We start from the raw sequence: 19,087 nt of genomic DNA on the forward strand, positions 1-19,087 counted from the left end.
TTCAAGCCACGCGGCGAGCTGGGGCCCGGGAATCGGAGAGCTCGGCAAGGAACGCGCAGCACCGGGAACGCAACCAGCGCTCCCCAGGATCAGTATGGGACGCCCCCCGCCAGACCATCGTCAGTTCATGCTCTGGCAGCGGAATCGGCGCTGCCTCAGCACGCAAGTCCGTCGCCATCGCCATGGCCTGCGCCACATAGTCGGGCACGATAGCGATCATGTCGCTGCCGGCCAGCAACCTCGGCAACGCGCTGAACTGCGGCACCGTCAGCACCACCCGCCGATGCCGGCCCGCCTGGCTCAATGCCCGGTCCGAGTCATCGATTACATGCCCCATGGACGAAACCACGGCGTGGGGTCGGCGGCAGAACTCATCCAAGGATAATTCGCCGGGACGCGAATCCGCCCGCAACAGCATGGGCCGGATCGGTCGCAATGTCTTGCGCCGGGCATTGGCGGGCAACTCCAGGGTGTGACTGATCCCCACGGTAATCTCGCCGCACGACAGCAACTGGCACATTTGCCATTGATCGGCGCGGCGTACCACCAGCGTCGTGCCGGGCGCCTCGATGCGCAGGCGGTGCAACAGTTCTGGGAGCAAGGCGTATTCGACATCATCGGACAAGCCGACATGAAATGTGGCGTCGCTGGTGGCGGGGTCGAACGCCTGGCAGCGACTCAAGGCGGCGGCGATTCCGTCCAGCGCGGGAGTCAGGTTGGAAAAGATTTCCTCTGCGCGCGAGGTCGGCTCCATGACCCGGCCCCCGCGGATGAACAAAGGGTCGTCGAACATCAGGCGCAAACGCGCCAGGGCGGCACTGATAGTCGGTTGACCGAGTGACAACTTCTCGCTCACGCGGGTGACGTTTCGCTCATGCATCATGGTTTCGAAGACAACCAGTAGATTGATGTCAGCACGACGCAGGTCATTTCTGTTCATCATGGTAGTCATTCCAGGCACAGGGCCGTTGAATCAAGGAAAGTCGCACCCGGAACGTCTTGCAGGGCCGACGCGATGGAATGTTTGAAGGTTAAGCCAAGGACCGGTGGGAGTCTCTTGTACCGGAGGACGCTCGGCCCACCCTTTGGGTCGAGTCATCGAAACCTGGGTATGGAGGATGACTGCCAGCGTTGGCAGGATTTCAGGGTTTTATGTCCTACCCCGGGCCGAGGGCAACTTTTAAGATCCGGTACCGATGCCCCCCGATTCTTCCTTCACCGGGGGGGTGGACCAGAAAAATAGAAGGATTGCAGCGTGCCCACACCCGCCAAAATGCTCAGGAACGTCTACCAAAGCCTGCGGCATACCCCTTGCCCAAAGGCGTCGGGGCCTTCAATGGCAGTCAGCACTCACCCGCTGGTCAATGCGTTGGGCTGGGCCGTCGGCCTGGTGGTGGCCTGCGGGATCGTCATTATCAACTCCGAAACCCATTCCGACCTGGCGCCGACGCTGCTCTACATCACCTTGCTGCTGATGGCGGCGAATCTGTTTTCCATCAACCTGGTGATCACCGTTGCCCTGATGTGCATGTTCCTGCTGACGACGACGTTCTTGTACAACGGCGGCTATCACCGATGGGAATCGATCACGGGCTTCTTCCGCTGCCTGACGGCCCTGTCTGCCATCGCGTTCCTGGCGCTGCGCAGCAAGCAGGCCTCGGACAGCCTGCGGCACAACCAGGCGTACCTGATCGAGGCCCAGGCTCATTTGGCCCACGCCACCCGGTTGACCTCCCTGGGAGAAATGGCCGCGTCCATAGCCCATGAAGTCAACCAACCACTGACGGCCATCACCAGCAGCGGCGAGGCATGTCGTCGCTGGCTGGATCGTCCGGTCCCAGACCTCAAGGAAGCCCTCGACTCGCTGGAGCGGATCGCCACCAACGCGTGTCGCGCCAGTGAAGTGATCAATCGTACCCGAGCGATGGCGCGCAAATGCGATCCGCTGCGCCGGCCTGAAAACCTGGACGAGATTGTCAACGAATCCCTCGACCTGGTGCGCCAGCAATTGGTCCTTCACAGAGTCAGTGTGAAGACGGACCTCGCAGCGACGGCAAGCCGGGTCAACGCCGACCGCGTGCAGCTGCAGCAAGTGATCATCAACCTGATCATCAATGCGTGCCACGCCATGGAGGCGATAAAGGTGCGCGACCGAATCCTGCGCATACGCACCTGGACACAAGCGCATGAGGTGCTGCTGGAGATCGTGGACCAGGGGGTCGGCATCGATGAAGAGGTCCTGCCCTCGTTGTTCGTCCCGTTTTTTACCACCAAGGAAAACGGCCTGGGCATCGGGCTTTCCATCTGTCGCTCCATCATGGACTTCCATGAGGGCAGGATCTGGGCCGCCAGCGCAGTGGGCCAAGGCACCTCCTTCACGTTTTCGTTGCCGCTACTTCCCTCTGCATGCCCCGCCAAGGACGCTGTCGATGAACCCAAGCCACGCCATGAACCCTGCTCTCACCACTGAGCCCATCGTCTATGTGGTCGATGACGATCCATCGCTGCGCGAAGCACTTCGCAGCTTGCTACGCTCCATCGGCCTGCGGGTCGAACTGTTCGACTCGGTTGCGGATTTCATGGGCCATCCGCGCGCCGACACACCCAGTTGCCTGTTGCTGGACGTGCGCCTTCGCGGCATCAGCGGCCTGGATTTCCAGCAACAACTGGCGAGTGCCAACGTTCATCTGCCGATCGTATTCATGACCGGCCATGGCGACATCGCCATGACGGTGCGCGCCATGAAGGCCGGCGCCGTGGACTTCTTGACCAAGCCCTTTCGCGAACAGGACCTGATCGATGCGGTGTCCACCGCCCACCAGCGCGACCGACTGCGCCGAGAGTCCGAACGCAGCCGGCAGGTGCTTCACGACCGCTACGCCAGTCTTACCGCCCGGGAACGCCAGGTGATGGCATTGGCCGCGTCAGGGCTGATGAACAAGCAGATTGCCGGGCAAATCGGCTTGAGCGAGATCACCGTCAAGATCCATCGTGGCCAGGCCATGCGCAAGATGGGCGCGCGCTCGTTTGCCGAGCTGGTGCGCATGGCCCAGGCACTGGACCTGGATCGCGGTCATTGAAAGTTCATACCCACGTATACTAGGCGCGGCCTTTGGACCGCGTATCTTGCAGTGATGGGGGCGCCTTCATGGCGACCTGACATTACTGCCAGGTTTCGAAATGTCCGACACCGCAATTATTTCAATCATCGATGACGATGAATCGGTTCGAGTTGCATTGGATGGGTTGCTGCGCTCCCACGGTTATCGCGTCAGGACGTATGCCAGCGCCATCGATTTTCTATCTTCAGGTGGATTTGAGAACACCGCGTGCTTGCTGTCGGACATCCAGATGCCGGAAATGACTGGCACCCAACTGAGCGATGAGCTTTGTCTTCGCGGCATCGAGATTCCGCTTATTTTCATCACCGGTCTTCCCGCTGTACCGCCACGAGCGAGGCCCGGAGGAACGGGGCCGGTAGCGGTTTTTCCCAAGCCGTTCAATTGCGCCGAACTGATTGCTTGTATTGACTCGGTGCTTGGTCGTCTGGCTTGACGTGGTGTTGTGTATACCGTTGGTGCTGACGAAAAAAAACGGCGCCCTTCCTATCCGGAAAAGGCGCCGTCTTCAACTCGACAGCTCACGCCAGAAACAGATATCCAGGGATATCAGTCATCGCGTCCCATCAAGCCGAACAGCTGCAACAAGCTGACGAACAGGTTGTAGATCGATACATACAGGCTGATGGTCGCCATGATGTAGTTACGCTCGCCGCCGTGGATGATGGCGCTGGTCTGATAAAGGATGCAGACCGACGAGAACAGCACGAAGCCGGCGCTGATCGCCAGTTGCAGGCCGCTGATCTGGAAGAAGAAGCTTGCCACGACCGCACCCAGCAACACGAAGAACCCTGCGGTGATGAAACCGCTCAGGAAGCTCATGTCCTTGCGGGAGATCAACACGTAGGCCGACAGGCCGCCAAACACCAGGGCGGTCATGGCGAAGGCCGAGCTGACCACTTCGGCGCCGCCTTGCATCCCCAGGTAACGGTTGAGGATCGGGCCGAGCAGGAAGCCCATGAAACCGGTCAGGGCGAAGGCGGAAACCAGGCCCCAGGCCGAATCGCGGAGCTTGTTGGTGAGGAAGAAAAGGCCGTAGAAACCGATCAGCACGACAAAGATGTTCGGATAACCGACACGCATCTGTTGTGCGACGAAGGCCATCACGCCGCTGAAAGCGAGCGTGAGTGCCAGCAGGCCATAAGTGTTGCGCAGGACGCGGCTAACCTCTAGCTGCTCAGCCTGCACGCTGTTGTTCACTGCGTAATCCTGTTCGCGCATGGCGACACTCCTCCGGTTCTGAAACATTCAGTGGCAACGATCATAACAGACGCTCTGTAACAAGCTACGTAGAGAGTTTGACAGTGTGTTTCATTCGGGTATTATGGCGCCCGCAACGCAATACGGAGGTGTGGCCGAGTGGTTTAAGGCAACGGTCTTGAAAACCGTCGACTGTAACAGGTCCATGAGTTCGAATCCCATCGCCTCCGCCATCTTTTAACGACAAAGCCCTGATTATTCAGGGCTTTGTCGTTTCCGGGCCCAGGAAATTCCCTTCAGCTCTTGCATAATCGTTTCCCTATGGGTCCGCCGGATCGGCTGGATGTTGCGCCTGACTCGCACTTGCTCGTAGTCACCCGTCTTAAGGTGACAACGTCCATGCTGGCCAGGGATGCATTGATCCCAGACGGAGAGATAAAAGAAAAAATCTTCTAGCTCACGGATTCAATCCTACAATTTCGGTAGCAACGTCACGTCGACTGCAAGAAGTACGGCATACCGAGAATTTACCCCGCGATCCAGGTATGAAATCGGGGATTCAAGAGCCCCGTGCATATCGAATGGTCTCGTTTCAGATTCTCGAGCTGCGCACATCAATGGCCGTGCCATTGCCCTAGCGACATCCACTGGACGAGCAGGTCAGCGATGTATCAGAACCTAGCCCTGCTTGCCGCGTTCCTCCTGACCTACAGCATATTTGCAGGACGTTTCGAGTCACGCCTGCTCAATGGTCCGCTGATGTTCATGCTTGCCGGCCTGATTCTCGGCCCGGCGTTTCTAGGTATTCTGCAACCTCGCATTGACAAGGACGGCCTACGGATCCTGGCCGAGCTGACACTGGCAATTGTTCTTTTCAGCGATGCCGCCAACGCCAACCTCAAGACTCTAAAAGCATACGAAGGTCTACCGTTACGCTTGTTGCTGCTGGGGCTACCACTGACCATGCTGAGTGGCTGGCTGGTGGGCATGTGGTTGTTTCCACAGGTACCGTCATTGGAGCTGGCAATACTGGCGACCCTCCTGGCGCCCACCGACGCGGCGCTGGGCAAGGCCGTTGTGAGCAATCCCAAGGTTCCCGCGTCCGTGCGTGAAGGGTTGAATGTTGAGAGCGGATTGAATGATGGCATCTGTGTTCCGGTGTTGCTGATGTTCCTGGCGCTGCTGATCGAAGAACAGACACGTTCTCCCCTCTCGATGGCCGGGCTGCTGTTTATCGAGGAGCTTGGCATCGGCGCGGTGACCGGTGTCGTCCTGACGCTTATCGCCTGGAGGTTGCAGCGTTACTCTGGACAACATCAATGGCAGACGCCCGTGTGGTCACAACTGATGCTGCCCGGCTTAGCCGTTCTTTGCTTTGCCACAGCTCAAGCAATAGGCGGGAGCGGGTTTATCGCCGCATTTGTCGGCGGGTTGTTCGCCAGCTATCTGTTTACCCAGCAAAAGCATCACCTGCTAAAGGCCAGCGAAGAATTCGCCAGCCTGTTATCGGTCGTTACCTGGGTCGTATTTGGCGCGCTGGTAGTTCCTCGGGCCTGGAGCAGCCTTACCGTGGAGGTCTGGCTATACGCGCTGCTCAGCCTGACCGTGATCCGCGTACTGCCGGTACTGATCAGCCTTGCAGGAAGCCGCTTCGATCTCGAAACCCGGCTGTTCATCGGCTGGTTCGGCCCGCGAGGCCTGGCAAGCATTGTCTTCGCCGTCATGATATTGGAGTACCCCCTTGAAGCCAGCCATACCTTGGTAGCTGTTGCCGTCTGTACCGTTTTCCTGAGCGTGTTACTCCATGGCTTGACGGCCAACCCATGGGTTGCTCGGCTGGCTCGCCGCGATCATTGATTTTTGTCAGGAATCACCCCGCTCGCGAATGCTAGCGTTGTGATCAAAGAGCGCTACGCGTTCGTTCAAGCAACCTTTGCGGGGCAGCATACGGTCGGGCACATGAATCTTGCCAGGCAGTTGCGAAGAAGGCCCTGGACAATGCCGTCGGAGAGGAACGTCAAACCAGGGCTGGCATGCTCGCCGCCAAGGGGTCAGTTCGAACCGGACAGTTGAATCTCAGTTGCACCGCCCGGCCCAAGCACAGGTTGCCCTCCGCCCTCGGTTGCGCATCCATGCGAGGGCTAATCAACTTCGTTCCTTTGCAGCCATCTACCAGGAGGCAATCAATTGGAGCCCACACCGATCGCCGAGAGATCGTTCTCTCACAGTCTGCTGAATGTACTGATTCGCGCCGGGCTGATTGCGGTTCTGGTGATTGTCTGCTTCCAGATCTTCAGTCCGTTCAAGGAACTGTTGCTTTGGTCATTGATCCTGGCGATCACACTTTATCCGTTGCAGCGTCGGCTGAAGGACATGCTGGGGCAAAAGGACGGGTACATTTCAACGCTGATCGTGCTGATCACCATTGGTATTCTCACCGTGCCGATCTATCTGTTAGGCACTTCCATCGCCGACTCAGTGAACAGTGTCATAAGTCTGCTCAAGAGCGGCAATCTGCATGTTCCACCGCCGCCCGATTCGATCGCCGCTTGGCCACTCGTGGGCAAACCACTGCATGACCTCTGGCAACAGGCAGCGTCCGACCTGCCGGACCTGGTGTACAAGTTCGTACCGCAGATCAAAGGGATCAGCCTGGCACTGTTGAGCAAGCTCGCCGGGGTCAGCATGGGCTTGATCAGCTTCATCTTCGCCCTGGTCATCGCCGGCATAATCATGGCCCATGGAGAAAACGGCAGTCGCAGCGCGGTACAGATCGCTACGCGTTTAAGCGGTCCGATCAGAGGGCCGCAGATCGCTGGACTGTGTACTGCCACAATCCGTGCGGTGGCGCTTGGGGTGGTCGGAATCGCCTTCATCCAGATGCTGCTGATTGGTGTCGGTTTCGTGATCATGGGTATCCCTGGCGCGGGTCTACTGGCCCTCGCGGTTCTGCTGATCGGCATCATTCAGCTACCGGCGACACTCATTACCCTCCCGGTGATCGTCTTCGTTTTCGCCACCGAAGGCGCCAGCACGGCGACCATTGTGTTCGCCATCTATATCTTCGTCGCCGGCCTGGTAGACAACGTACTCAAGCCACTATTGTTGGGACGCGGTGTCGATGTACCGATGCCGGTGGTGTTAATCGGGGCCTTGGGGGGAATGGTCACCAGCGGCGTCATCGGGTTGTTCATCGGCCCGGTGGTGCTGGCTGTCGGTTACCAGCTCTTTTGGCAGTGGGTGCGTAGCGCGCCCGACGACTAGCCGAAAACCTGGTTGGGGCCCAGCTCCGCCCCGTGGCAATACTCGGCCCGTTCGCAAGAGGAGGAACCGGTACGTCAGTGCTTGTCCCGCTCTGCGGCCCGTACTGCAATCTCGATAGCCCGAATACTGATCGACGCAAATATCGCCGTCATCAGGATGCCGTTAAAACCGAGCAGGATCGCAAGCACACGAGTGATGGCCAGCTTTGGTGCGAAGTCCCCGTACCCGATGGTCAAGCCCGTCACGAAGGCAAAATAGATGCCGTCAAAAGGACTCCACGCTTCCAGATAGCTGATGATCAGGCCGATCAGCACGATACTAATGATGATGAGAGACAGAATCGGCCAGACCACATGCAAATAGAACCACACTGTTTTGTAGAACTCACGACGGATGTGCTTTGCATGGGCGAAGTTCATGTCACGGTTTCCTGAGGTTTACCTTGCCGGCAACTGAATGCCGCAGCCTTGATTATCAACCTTAAGCTTGGCACACATTCTCGAAACCGACGCCAAAGCCAACTAAACCATTGGTGCGATGTGCCTGTAGAGCAGCCATCGAGCAAAAATATCAATTGTCAGATGTCGATAATTAAACGATGGATAAAAAGACAAGGATTGTTGATTTTTATCAATAGTCTTTCGGTCAACCGAGGACACGCTGACGTTGAGGCAACGCAGTGGACTGCTGAGGGTCGGCACCTGCAAGGTGTCACAGCTTTAATGAAGCAGTATTTTTTACGCTGGGGTTGTGCGAACGAATAAGCGCACTACTGTATTTGATAGTTGCCCGCGAACACGGTTACCCATCGACCTGGCACAGCACTACCCCGTACAGATCGTATCTTATCCGCCTGGCATTGCGTTGATGATGCCCGGCGAAAAAGCCGGCACTGATAACAAGGCCATTATTGATTACTTGTTGGCGATGGAGCTGTTCGATGGGCATTTCCCTGGCTTCGAGCATGACAATCATGGCGTGGAACTCGAACGCGATAGCCAAGGCCAACTCATCTACAAGGTCCATGTAATCAAACACTAGGGTTCTAACCCTCTGTCCGACGACCTTTCAAGCGCCGGAACCGGGGTCAATGCGTTGAGCAGATCAAGGAGTTCCCGATGGCCGACTCAAGCAAAAAAATGAGCCTTATGGGGCTCACCACATTGGTGACCGTGAACATGATGGGCTCAGGCATCATCATGCTGCCGACGAGCATGGCTCAACTCGGTGCCGTTTCACTCTTGTCATGGATCGTCACCGCCGTCGGCTCCATGGCCATCGCCTACTGCTTTTCCCAGTGCGGCATCTATTGTCCGCGCTCAGGCGGCTTATCTGCCTATACCGAAGAGGCACACGCCAAATCCGGGTTTTTTCTCTGCTCCTATCTGTACTTCCTTTCGCTGGCCATCGCCAACGTCGCGGTTGCCATCTCCGCAGTGGGGTACATGACCTCATTCGTGCCCTGGTTGGGCAGTGGCGCCATTCCGCTTTTCACCGGAACGGTCGGCTTGCTCTGGTTGACTACCGTGGCCAACTTCGGCGGCCCTGGTATCACCGGCAAGATCGGTGCGATTACCGTGTGGGGTGTAATCATCCCGGTCGCAGGCTTGAGCATCATCGGCTGGTTCTGGTTCAAACCCGATTTGCTGGTTGCCGCGTGGAACCCTAACGACCTGCCAATTTCCGAAGCGATCAGCAAGGCAATTCCCCTGACCTTATGGGCTTTTCTCGGCATGGAATCAGCAGCACAGGCCTCCGATGCAGTGGAAGACCCCAAGCGCACGGTACCCTTGGCTTGCCTGTTCGGCACGTTGGGTGCGGCAGTGGTTTACGTTCTGTCGACTACCGTTATTCAGGGGATCATACCCAACGCAGAGCTTGCCAACTCATCGGCGCCTTTTGCGCTGGTCTACGCCCACATGTTCAACCCCACGGTCGGCAACATCGTCATGGCGCTGGCGGTAATGGCGTGTGTGGGGTCGCTACTGGGCTGGCAGTTTACCCTGGCGCAAACAGCCAAGATGACGGCTGACCAGGGAATGTTCCTCAAGCTGTTCGCCAAGGTCAATGCACGAAATGCCCCGATAGTCGGAATGCTGGTCTGTGGCGTGTTGCAGACCTTGTTGGCGCTATCGACCATTTCGCCCAATGCCAGCGCTCAATTCGGAAAACTCGTCAGCCTTGCGGCAGTGACCAATCTGATTCCCTACGTGACGGCCGCGACCGGCCTGCTGGTAATGATGCACAAAGCCAAGGTTGGTGTCGGCATACACCTCCGCAACACAACGCTTTTGCTGGTCGCGGTGGCCTATTCCTTATACGCGCTGTATGCCTGCGGCACAGATGCCGTATTCGGCGGCAGCCTCGTCTTGGTTTTCGGCTACCTGCTCTACGGTTTCCTGGCCAAACGTTTCGTCGGAGCCGCTCCAACCGCTGGCCAGCCTTGACCGTTGTCTTCAGGACTGCACTCAACACATCTGAATTCAGGGAACCAGGATATGAACGTCAAACCGACCAAGACCCAGAATCTGCTGCTCGTTTGTCTGCTGGCGCTGGTACCGGTGCTGGCCGATGCCAATACGCTTGAGCGAGTGCGAGCGAGCAATGCCTTCACCCTCGGCTATGTGCCGGATTTCGCGCCTTTTAGCGTTCAGGCCACCGATAAAGCCAGCGGTTATGCAATGGATCTCTGCCTGAAAATTGCCGACAGGGTCAAATCCGAGTTGGGTTTGCCCGAGCTGGAAATTCGCTACCAGCCCGTCTCGGGCGTCGAACAGGTCAGTGCCGTCAGTTCAGGAAAGGTGGACATTCTCTGTACACCCACCGCCCCCACACTTGAGCGGCGCAAGACGGTCAGTTACTCAGTTCCGATCTACACAGCCGGTCTCTCGGTAGTGGTGCGCCAAGATGCATCACCGGCGTTGCTCAACGTGCTCAATGGCAAGGTTGCCCATACCGGGCCAACGTGGCGAGCGACTATCAATCGTGGTCTGTCGAACCAAACCTATGCCGCCATCGCAGGCGGAATCACCGACACGTGGATCCGTCATCAGCTGCGATTATTGGGCGTGGTAGCCAATCTGGTCACCGTCGAGAACACAGACGCAGGCCTTAAACTGGTTGCCGACGGAAAAGCCGATGCCTTCTTCGCTGAGCGCCTGATGCTCAACAATCTCCTTAGTACGCGTTATCCAGACGCCAACCTGATTCTGCTGGAACGTATTTTTGAGTATGCCCCCACGGTAATGACAGTAGACCGAGACGACGAGGACTTCCGTTTGCTGGTCGACACGACGCTAAGTGAAATGTATCGCTCCGGCGAGATCGAGCAGGCGTTCGACAAACACCTGGGCGGAGCCAGCGACACGGCCAAAAAATTGTTCAAGGTTTATGCGATACCGGATTGAAACACTAATCATGTTCGGCATGGCTAGCACACGACGGAACTACGGAGATAACTGATGCGGATGCCCAAAGTCCAAACGCCGACAGACTGATAAACAGGTCGTGGATTGGGCTACGTAGAAAGTTTGACAGTGTGTTTCACTCGGGTATCATGACGGCCGCAACGCAATACGAAGGTGGCCGAGTGGTTTAAGGCAAAGGTCTTGAAAAGCGTCGACCCTAACAGGTCCACGAGTTCTAACTCCATCGCATCCGCCTTCTTATTAAGTTAAAGCCCTGACTTGTCAGGGCTTTTTCGTGTCTGGCGTTTGAAAAAACAGTGACGGTCTTCACAAAGGAAACAGTGCATGCCATCTCCTAAACCGCTCAAGGAAAGTAAAGTGACCAGTAAAACCATCGGTTCGATCGGCGCAGCCATTATCGGCGTGGCCCTGTTGTTTGTTTTCTTCGGCAGTTGGTACACGGTTGATGAAACCGAACGCGGCGTGCTTCTGCGCAACGGCGCGCTGGTCGGAGTGGTTGAACCGGGGCTGTCGTTCAAGACGCCATTCATTGAATCGGTGCGCCTGATCAGCACGCAGAGCCAAGTGACTTCCTACGACGACTTGCAAGCCTACAGCAAGGACCAGCAATCGGCCGAGCTGAAGGTGTCCGTGTCCTGGCACATCGCGCCTTCCGACGTGGCGAAAGTCTATACCCAGTTCAAGGACCTGGAAGGCATTCGCGACCGCATGATCAGCCGGCAGGTGCCAACCCAGGTGGAGAACGTGTTCGGCAAGTTCAACGCTGTCGCCGCGGTGCAGAATCGCGTCCAACTGGTCAACGATATTTCCGCTGCGATCAAATCGACGATTACCGGGCCGGTGATCATCGACAGCGTCCAGGTTGAAAACATTGACTTCAGTGACGCCTATGAAAAGGCCATCGAAGCGCGCATGGCTGCGGAAGTGCAGGTCAAGACTCGCGAGCAGCAACTCGCCACCGAGCAGGTCCAGGCGCAGATTCGCGTCACCCAGGCCCAGGCGGAAGCCGATTCGCAAGTGGCCCAGGCCAAGGCGGACGCCCTCGCCACTGAACTGCGTGGCAAGGCGGAGGCAGAGGCGATCAAGGCCCGCGCCCAAGCATTGTCCAGCAACCAGAACCTGGTGGAGCTGACCAAGGCCGAGCGCTGGAACGGCCAGCTGCCTACCACTATGCTGCCCAACAGTGCGCTGCCATTCATCGATCTGAAGTAACCTCCCCCGGCGCGGTCAATCCTGGCCGCGCCCTCTATTTACCCTGCACAGCGCCGGCGAACAGCAACGTCGCCCCGCCCGGTTGACGCTACACTTGGGTCACTGACGACCCGATGTTCACCGTTCGCAGGGAGCTCTACGTGTATCCAGGCAAAATACCAGCGCAATTGTTTCGCTATCTTCCTTTCCCCGCCGCTCGTCCCGATAAACGTTTTTCATCGCCAAACCCTGCTTCGGCATTCGTCCTGGACAGGAGAAACATGTGACGGTCCTCATAAAGAAGTACAAGTGGCCCGCGCTGTTGGCCGCGGCCCTGGTTGTTTTCTCTGCGCTGATCTTCTTTTTAGTCAAATCCTACACGTACGATTCCGCGACCTATTTCGAATCACGGGACTTCATTCGCCAACTCAAACAAGCCGACGCCAACTGGAATGTCAAAATCCTCAGGAAGAAGATCGGCGTCAACAACAACCTGTCGCTCACCCCGCCGCCTGAAGCACAGGCTCGCTGGGAGCAATTGGAGCGCCTGAACAATTCCGGCCCGCTGGCGACCCTCTGGGCGTCGAGACGCCAAGGTTATGTGGACGCAGTCCAGAACAAGCGCTTGCTGGTCGAGCAATTCGAGCAACACAACGCCAAGCTGCGGGCATCCCTGGACGAAATGCCGACGGTAGAAGATAAGATCCAGACGTTGTTGAACGACATGAAGGCCGACGGAGAAATTGCGCGCTTGACCGCTGCCTCCAACATCCTCGACCTGACGCTGACGACCCTCGAATACGCGCTTTACGTCACGTCCGACAAAGCACAGGAAGTGCAGGACCAGTTAAACGAACTCGAACATCAGATCGAGCAACTGCCCTCCTCCTACCAGCCCACGTTTGTCTCACTGACACAGCACGTCAAGACCATCATCCAGGAACAACCGCGGGTCAACGATCTGCTGGATCGCATCAGTGTCATCCCGGTCGCCCAGGAGTTGGACAGCATCAACGAGTTGCTGAACGAAACGCAACGCAGGACTGCCGCCACGGACCGTAAATACCATATGTACCTGGCGGTATGCGCGGGCCTGATGGCGCTCTTGATGATTTACCTCGCCGTTCGGCTAGTGCGCAGTTATTCGGTCATCAACCAGATCAACCGTGAACTGCAGACCGCCAATGACAACTTGGAAGAACGCGTCCAGGAGCGCACCCGCGAGCTGAAAGCCGCCGAACGCGAATTGGTGGATGCCGCTCGCATGGCAGGCATGGCCGAAATCGCCACGAACGTGTTGCACAACGTCGGCAACGTTCTTAACAGCGTGAATATTTCGGCGGACCTGGTAACCCGCAAGTTGAAAAACAGCAAGACACAAGGGCTGGGCAAGGCGGTGAAGATGATGAACGAACATGCAACGGACCTGGGCCAGTTCATCACCGAGGACGAAAAAGGCAAGTTGCTGCCCCGCTACTTCAATGAATTGGTGGACTCTGTCGCCGCCGAACAAGCGTTGCTCATCGACGAACTTGCACAACTGACCAAAAGCATCGATCACATCAAGGAAATCGTCACCACTCAACAAACCTATGCCGGGGCTGCGAGGCTGATCGAGCCGCTGAACGTCGCCGATCTGTTCGAAGATGCGCTGCGCATGAATTCGGGATCCCTGAGCCGGCATCACGTCACCGTGATCAAGGATTACCAGGACACCCCTGTGATCCTGGGCGACAAGCACCGGTTATTGCTGATCCTGATCAACCTGATCAGCAACGCCAAGTTCGCCATGTCCAACGTTGAGCATCCACGGGAAATGACGCTAGGGATCCGCATCGTGGACCAGACGACATTACACATCAGCGTCCAGGACCGTGGTGAAGGGATCTCCAGGGAAAACCAGGCCAGGATCTTCAATCATGGATTCACCACCCGCAAGGAAGGCCATGGATTTGGCCTGCACAGCTGCGCCCTGGCAGCCGTCGAGATGAATGGCCGCCTCCAGGCGTACAGCGAGGGCCCAGGACAAGGCGCCCTGTTCACTCTGGAAATCCCCCTGGAGCTCGCAGGCGCGTGAGCTGGTTGACCGCACGGCGGACATCCCTGTCCACCTGAAGGAACCGCCAGGCTACTTGATGTTCCCGGACGGAGCGCTACGGCGTCTCCTGGCAGGCAGCGCAGCGGCATAGGCCAGCGCTTCCTCCCGTGAAGTGAAGGAGCCCAGTCGATCAGCCTGGGTACAGACTCGCCAAGGTCCACTGTTTACGCTGAGTACGTCATAGCCATTGATATGCAGTTTCGTCAGCATCGCAGTACTCATGGTCATCACCTCCTGCAAAGTACCGGGTTACGCTGCCTACCTTACTCCCGGTTCGGCGATCGGTGCCTACCGGGCGTCGAGTCATTCGCTGGCACGCTGATCATTCGTGAGGCTCAATGGGAGTCCGAATCCCATAGCCAATCCCACAAACCCGGCAGGCGCACGGGCTGGGAGGTGTCGCGAACCGAGCGAGCCAAGGCCGCTCGCTCAAGGGCCCGGCGGTCGTCGTAGAAAGGCTTCGCATCGGTCCTGAGGCCGGTCTCCCTCGCGCTGTCGAGAAGGATTTGCAGGTACTCACGGGCGTGACGAGCGGTATAGCGATTGAGGTCGTGAAACGTCACGACGATGGGTATCACACCGTCCACGGTGGGCAGTTGTCCCCCGGCGATGCGCTCGCGCACTTCGGAAAGCTGGCGGGTCAGGTTCATCCGCCGCCTCGGGCTCATCGTAATACCCCAGACCTTGCCATCATTGGCGCTCAAGTCCGTCAGCAATACGTGCATACCGTGTCGCTGATAAGCGGCAAACGTGCGCCTGTCGAAACTCCAGAATGGAGGTCGTACCAGGCTTGGCGGCGCGCCTGTGATCGCAGCGATATCGTTGGCGCCGTTGCCCAGGGACTGCTCCAGTTCTGCCGGATCCAGGAAGCGATGGTTGGTGTGCCAATGGGTCGCGGTATGAAAGCCCAGCACATGGCCCTGCGAATGCTCGCGATACATGATCGAGCGGCCGATTTCGCTGCCACCGGCTCGCGGCGCCCGCGTCTGGAGGAAAAATACCGCTTTTATCCCGGGCTGCACCGGGTTCCGCGCCAAGGCGTCCAGCACCTGCATGCTCGGATTCCAGAACGACGATGCGCTGGGGCCGTCATCGAATGTCAGCAGGAATCGAATGGGGGCCTGGACGCGCAAATGCTGCTCGGTTTGCGGGGTCAATTCGATGGGCGGGCCAATGCACCCCGACAACGGTACGGCGAGCAGCGCCATGACCAGCGCCCTGGCGAAGTTGTTCATGTCTTGCCTTTATTCAATGCCACGTTACGTCGCCTTTGATCCCTGGCACCGGTGCTTTCAAGCTCACCTTGGAGAAGGTTACCCGGGTTTGGTTCCACACCGTGAGCACGGTTGTTTCGCCACCGACAGCGTCCCCTCCCCGGCCCCCGATCTTGACCGTCTGGAAATCAGATGGAATTTTCCGAACGGCTCCGTATCCATCCGTATAGGATCAATTAGGGAGGATTTATGGGCGGTCCATCGCTTTACATCATCGACTACATGCTCCATGGCGAGCCCAAGTCTTTCATCATTCGCGCTGAAGTGATGAATAACTCCGAAGCTTGGCATTGGGCCAGTTGCGACGCGGGTGTTGGGCGCATACCCAAATTCGGCAGGGAGAAGGTCAAGCGGGTTTCCAAACCCATGGCAGAGAAATATGGCATTACCGATGTGCGCTGGCGAGCCTCCGTCGCGCCATCCTGGGTCAAGGAGTCCGGCTGAACACGATATGACGCGCTCCGGTGCACCGACTGTCCAGTCGTGCGCCGGATTTCAACAGAGTCGAAATAATCCAACTACGCTTAATGCAGCGTTACCCGTCCTTGTCGACGGGTTTCGTGCTGGCTCATCCAACCTTGAAATGGAGGTGTGACATGTCCGAAAAAGAGTCCATCACCACCTTGCTCACCTTATTGGAGTCGCGCCAGGCGCGGCTGACAGCCGCCTGCAAGGAAATCGCCGACTGGGTCGACCACCAGGGCGGACACCCCGCCGCAGTTCGCATCCGCGATCGACTCAACGACATCGAGAAGGATGCCCCATCGATCCAGAGCGCCCTGTCGTCACTGAAACCGGTGGACCGTCCGTTGCCCAAGTTTCGTTGAGGATAAGTTTCGTTGAGGAAAAGCTTAGTGAATGAAACGTTTCGTTAACGACCTGCCACACCGGTTGCCCTGAACTCCACCGGCCGTAAAACCGATGGAACGACGGCGTACTTTTGCACCTCGATATTGATAGGTATCGATGCAAGAGCCGTCATAAGGGAGAACCAACATGAATGCCAGAGTCCTGCTGCTGATCGCCTGCGCCTGCCCCGCCACTGTGATGGCGCAAGGTTGTGAAGTCATCACCCGATCCCAAAGCCAGGCAGTAGCGGAAATCGAAACCCGCAGTTGCTATGAATACAAGGGCGTCCCTTCCGAATCCATCGGCTGGTCATGCAGCAACGAAAGCAAAGGAACCTTGAGCACCGAAAAGAAACCGGTCGAACGGTGTGCCGAGGGCTACGTGGCCACATGCCAGGCGAGGTTGACCCAAGAAGCGCTGGCCAACCCACACTCCACCAGCAAGGACCGAAGCGGCGGCTCGGCGAATATCCCGGACAATGCGCAGGTGACTTGGTACTACTACAGTGCGCAACAGGTCCAGCAGGCACAAAAAGACTGCGAAACCACCGGCGGCCAATGGAAAAACCGCTGACCGGGTGGTTCGCATTTCAGGGCGTCAACCCTTGCTGTGCTCTGGGGACGAAGGCGGATTCTTGACGCCCCGCGGCCCGGCCACTCCCCAGACGATCAAGCCCAACACAGGCAAGATAATCAGCAGCAGCGCCCATCCCGCCTTGGTACCGGCCGATTTGTCGCTGCGAAAGACGCTGACGATCGCCCAAAGGTCCACGAGCAATATCAACACGGCAACGGCAATCCAGAAATAACTGGCTAGTTCAGACATGGCCTCAATCCTCTTGTCAGTCTATGGATTAGGCATGACCGCGCCAGGTCCGTTCAAAGAATCTGTCTTGCTGTTGCTGTTGACGATCGTGCAGCTACACGCGCTCGTTGAGGTAGGCGACCCATTGTTCATAGGCCTCGTGTTGACGCCGGACAGCCTCGTCCCAGGCCGTCCCGGACATTTGATGGACACAGATCAACGCCATCATTTCTGATGTGGCTGTATCGAGTTCAACCAAAAGCTCATGGGATTTGACTTTGAAATCTTCAACGGTAGTCATCATTCCTCGCTTCCCCATACCAGGGCCGGCTCGTCCACCCAACATTGATACGTTTTTTCGGCGCTGATTCATTTTTGGCGATGATCGGTCGTTCGCGCGGCCCTACCTCCAGGTTTTCCAACCGCTCGTGAAATAAACGAAGCCTTTCCCCTTTCAGGGCGGTCCCATGGACATGAGCGAAAACTATTGGTTTGAACACTCCAAAGGAGCAAGGCTCAAATATTGCAGTTATATTGCACTTTAATGACAGTCGAGGCTGGACAAGGTTATGAAGATTCGAGCGACCGTCATCTGCGAAGAAGACCGCCACATTCTGCTGGTGCGAAAACCAAAAAGCCGCTGGGCGTTGCCAGGCGGAACCGTTGAGCGCGGCGAAACCCACGCCGACGCCGCTCTCAGGGAATTGGCGGAAGAAACCGGACTGAGTGCCGAGAACCTGCTTTACCTGATGCACGTCAGCGAAGGCGGTACCGAACACCACGTGTTCGAGGCTGCGGTCAATGATTCAACGGCCGCCAGGCCACAGAATGAGATCAGCGACTGTGTGTGGCACCCGTTGGATGCCATTGCCCAGTTGCAGATGAAGAAAGGCATGCGAGAGATATTAGAGGCGTTTCGGCGCAGATTGTGAGCGCTGTCGAGCTTGAGTAAGCATGGACTGTAGCGTCGGCCTGACAAAAAACACAGAAGAGCGCACGGCGCAGTCTCTCGTTCTCTTTGTGCGCCATAGTCTTCGGCCTCTCGTCGCTCATGTATACAAGCGCATGGAATGATGGTGCCAGAAGAATAACCATCACAGGCTACAGCTATGGGTTCTACGTCTGGATGTCGGCGTTTGTATGGCTGGCGCTCTTGGCGGGCCGAAAATCCCTACAGTCGGAATACTGACAGCACACTCCCCCCAGCAGCCTCCGCCTGAAACGAAAAAGGGTTTGCATCAGCTTTCGCTCGCAAACCCTTGATCTTGGATGGTGCCCGAAGCCGGAATCGAACCGGCACGCCCTTACGAGCGGGGGATTTTAAGTCCCATGCGTCTACCAGTTTCGCCATTCGGGCGGTAGCGCGGTCAAGCCGTGCGACACTGGCAGATAGGCATCTGGCAGGATCGAGGCTGGTGCAACAGAGGGGGAAATATATACATCCCTCCCGGGTGAAGCAAGGCGGCCGTTGCCCTTTTCAAGACAAAACCTTTCATTGTCCCGTAAACAAAAAAGCTCTGTAGATCATGAATCTACAGAGCTTTTTAAAAGTGGAGGCCGAAGTCGGAATCGAACCGGCGTAGGTGGATTTGCAATCCACTGCATAACCATTTTGCTATTCGGCCTCAATACGCCTGATGCAATACAACCACACCCTGCGGATGAAAACTTATCCGGATAAAGCCGCTAATAGCGAGCTATCTCCTTGAAAACATTGAAGTTTTTTACGCCTCGATGCATTCGATGGGCGCAATTATGTACTCATTTGCCTAGGCTGACAACCCCTTGATTTCAAAAAAAATTTGCCAGGCGGTCGACCCCTGGGATGTTTTTCCCAGCGCAACACGGCGAGCCGAAACC

General features: G+C 57.2%; 21 protein-coding genes and 3 tRNA genes. 15 read left to right on the forward strand and 9 right to left on the reverse strand.

Annotation, left to right across the window (positions count from 1 at the left end; translation table 11 throughout):
* Position 1: 1 nt before the first annotated feature.
* Positions 2–943 carry a LysR family transcriptional regulator gene (locus VQ575_RS13800; RefSeq protein ID WP_269836082.1) on the reverse strand — a complete coding sequence of 314 codons (942 nt, stop codon included), beginning with the start codon at positions 941–943 and terminating at the stop codon, positions 2–4.
* 393 nt (positions 944–1,336) lie between these two features.
* Here VQ575_RS13800 and VQ575_RS13805 point away from each other — a divergent pair, with 393 nt between their 5' ends.
* The 3 genes from VQ575_RS13805 to VQ575_RS13815 all read left to right on the forward strand — a co-directional run bounded on the left by VQ575_RS13805 (position 1,337) and on the right by VQ575_RS13815 (position 3,555).
* Positions 1,337–2,470: a sensor histidine kinase gene (locus VQ575_RS13805; RefSeq protein ID WP_045155922.1), complete on the forward strand. Its 1,134-nt coding sequence runs from the start codon at positions 1,337–1,339 to the stop codon at positions 2,468–2,470.
* The gene (locus tag VQ575_RS13810; RefSeq protein ID WP_045155921.1) at positions 2,430–3,080 is read left to right on the forward strand and encodes a response regulator transcription factor; all 651 of its coding nucleotides are present in this window, start codon (positions 2,430–2,432) and stop codon (positions 3,078–3,080) included. Before VQ575_RS13805 ends, VQ575_RS13810 begins: the two co-directional genes overlap by 41 nt.
* 100 nt (positions 3,081–3,180) lie before the next feature.
* Positions 3,181–3,555 carry a response regulator transcription factor gene (locus VQ575_RS13815; RefSeq protein ID WP_198727063.1) on the forward strand — a complete coding sequence of 125 codons (375 nt, stop codon included), beginning with the start codon at positions 3,181–3,183 and terminating at the stop codon, positions 3,553–3,555.
* 113 nt (positions 3,556–3,668) lie between these two features.
* Here the strand turns inward: VQ575_RS13815 and VQ575_RS13820 are convergent, their stop codons facing one another.
* The gene (locus VQ575_RS13820; RefSeq protein WP_039588756.1) at positions 3,669–4,340 is read right to left on the reverse strand and encodes a Bax inhibitor-1/YccA family protein; all 672 of its coding nucleotides are present in this window, start codon (positions 4,338–4,340) and stop codon (positions 3,669–3,671) included.
* Positions 4,341–4,464: 124 nt separating this feature from the next.
* Between VQ575_RS13820 and VQ575_RS13825 the strand changes: the two genes are divergently transcribed.
* From VQ575_RS13825 to VQ575_RS13835, 3 genes are all read left to right on the forward strand, one after another.
* Positions 4,465–4,552, forward strand: a tRNA-Ser gene (locus VQ575_RS13825).
* A 433-nt stretch (positions 4,553–4,985) separates the two neighbouring features.
* Entirely contained in the window at positions 4,986–6,176 is a 1,191-nt protein-coding gene (locus VQ575_RS13830) for a cation:proton antiporter (protein ID WP_045155920.1), read from the forward strand.
* Positions 6,177–6,506: 330 nt separating this feature from the next.
* On the forward strand, positions 6,507–7,583 hold the full coding sequence (locus VQ575_RS13835) for an AI-2E family transporter (RefSeq protein ID WP_039588758.1): 1,077 nt from the start codon (positions 6,507–6,509) through the stop codon (positions 7,581–7,583).
* Positions 7,584–7,657: 74 nt separating this feature from the next.
* On the opposite strand, the gene VQ575_RS13840 is transcribed toward VQ575_RS13835, so the two are convergent.
* Positions 7,658–8,002, reverse strand: coding sequence for a potassium channel family protein (locus tag VQ575_RS13840; RefSeq protein WP_198727065.1), 345 nt, complete (start codon positions 8,000–8,002; stop codon positions 7,658–7,660).
* Between the two features lie 451 nt (positions 8,003–8,453).
* On the opposite strand from VQ575_RS13840, the gene VQ575_RS13845 reads away from it, so the two are divergent.
* From VQ575_RS13845 to VQ575_RS13865, 5 genes are all read left to right on the forward strand, one after another.
* Positions 8,454–8,624 (forward strand): Orn/Lys/Arg family decarboxylase, encoded by a 171-nt coding sequence (locus VQ575_RS13845; protein WP_235433053.1) that lies wholly within the window; start codon positions 8,454–8,456, stop codon positions 8,622–8,624.
* Positions 8,625–8,701: 77 nt separating this feature from the next.
* Positions 8,702–10,030, forward strand: a complete 1,329-nt coding sequence (potE, locus tag VQ575_RS13850; RefSeq protein WP_039588760.1) for a putrescine-ornithine antiporter — start codon at positions 8,702–8,704, stop codon at positions 10,028–10,030.
* 51 nt (positions 10,031–10,081) lie between these two features.
* Positions 10,082–10,990, forward strand: coding sequence for an amino acid ABC transporter substrate-binding protein (locus VQ575_RS13855; RefSeq protein WP_039588761.1), 909 nt, complete (start codon positions 10,082–10,084; stop codon positions 10,988–10,990).
* Between the two features lie 378 nt (positions 10,991–11,368).
* The gene (locus tag VQ575_RS13860; RefSeq protein WP_039588762.1) at positions 11,369–12,223 is read left to right on the forward strand and encodes an SPFH domain-containing protein; all 855 of its coding nucleotides are present in this window, start codon (positions 11,369–11,371) and stop codon (positions 12,221–12,223) included.
* Positions 12,224–12,485: 262 nt separating this feature from the next.
* Positions 12,486–14,279 carry a DAHL domain-containing protein gene (locus VQ575_RS13865; RefSeq protein WP_325917690.1) on the forward strand — a complete coding sequence of 598 codons (1,794 nt, stop codon included), beginning with the start codon at positions 12,486–12,488 and terminating at the stop codon, positions 14,277–14,279.
* 51 nt (positions 14,280–14,330) lie between these two features.
* On the opposite strand, the gene VQ575_RS13870 is transcribed toward VQ575_RS13865, so the two are convergent.
* A complete protein-coding gene (locus VQ575_RS13870; RefSeq protein WP_082112044.1) occupies positions 14,331–14,522 on the reverse strand; it encodes a DUF2188 domain-containing protein in 192 nt (63 codons plus the stop codon).
* A 113-nt stretch (positions 14,523–14,635) separates the two neighbouring features.
* A complete protein-coding gene (locus VQ575_RS13875; protein WP_039588764.1) occupies positions 14,636–15,535 on the reverse strand; it encodes a polysaccharide deacetylase family protein in 900 nt (299 codons plus the stop codon).
* A gap of 228 nt (positions 15,536–15,763) precedes the next feature.
* On the opposite strand from VQ575_RS13875, the gene VQ575_RS13880 reads away from it, so the two are divergent.
* From VQ575_RS13880 to VQ575_RS13890, 3 genes are all read left to right on the forward strand, one after another.
* On the forward strand, positions 15,764–16,018 hold the full coding sequence (locus VQ575_RS13880; RefSeq protein ID WP_039588765.1) for a DUF6555 family protein: 255 nt from the start codon (positions 15,764–15,766) through the stop codon (positions 16,016–16,018).
* Between the two features lie 152 nt (positions 16,019–16,170).
* The gene (locus tag VQ575_RS13885) at positions 16,171–16,401 is read left to right on the forward strand and encodes a hypothetical protein (protein WP_039588766.1); all 231 of its coding nucleotides are present in this window, start codon (positions 16,171–16,173) and stop codon (positions 16,399–16,401) included.
* 169 nt (positions 16,402–16,570) lie between these two features.
* Positions 16,571–16,996 carry a hypothetical protein gene (locus VQ575_RS13890; protein ID WP_039588767.1) on the forward strand — a complete coding sequence of 142 codons (426 nt, stop codon included), beginning with the start codon at positions 16,571–16,573 and terminating at the stop codon, positions 16,994–16,996.
* A 24-nt stretch (positions 16,997–17,020) separates the two neighbouring features.
* Here the strand turns inward: VQ575_RS13890 and VQ575_RS13895 are convergent, their stop codons facing one another.
* Both VQ575_RS13895 and VQ575_RS13900 read right to left on the reverse strand, forming a co-directional pair.
* Entirely contained in the window at positions 17,021–17,248 is a 228-nt protein-coding gene (locus VQ575_RS13895) for a PLD nuclease N-terminal domain-containing protein (RefSeq protein WP_039588768.1), read from the reverse strand.
* Positions 17,249–17,342: 94 nt separating this feature from the next.
* Entirely contained in the window at positions 17,343–17,531 is a 189-nt protein-coding gene (locus tag VQ575_RS13900; RefSeq protein WP_325917692.1) for a hypothetical protein, read from the reverse strand.
* 265 nt (positions 17,532–17,796) lie between these two features.
* On the opposite strand from VQ575_RS13900, the gene VQ575_RS13905 reads away from it, so the two are divergent.
* A complete protein-coding gene (locus tag VQ575_RS13905; RefSeq protein WP_039588769.1) occupies positions 17,797–18,159 on the forward strand; it encodes an NUDIX hydrolase in 363 nt (120 codons plus the stop codon).
* A 338-nt stretch (positions 18,160–18,497) separates the two neighbouring features.
* Here the strand turns inward: VQ575_RS13905 and VQ575_RS13910 are convergent.
* Both VQ575_RS13910 and VQ575_RS13915 read right to left on the reverse strand, forming a co-directional pair.
* Positions 18,498–18,584, reverse strand: a tRNA-Leu gene (locus tag VQ575_RS13910).
* Positions 18,585–18,778: 194 nt separating this feature from the next.
* Positions 18,779–18,852 (reverse strand) — tRNA-Cys (locus tag VQ575_RS13915).
* Between the last annotated feature and the right edge of the window lie 235 nt (positions 18,853–19,087).

Origin of the sequence: Pseudomonas frederiksbergensis (assembly GCF_035751725.1) — a bacterium.
Classification (GTDB): Bacteria; Pseudomonadota; Gammaproteobacteria; order Pseudomonadales; family Pseudomonadaceae; genus Aquipseudomonas; species Aquipseudomonas frederiksbergensis_A.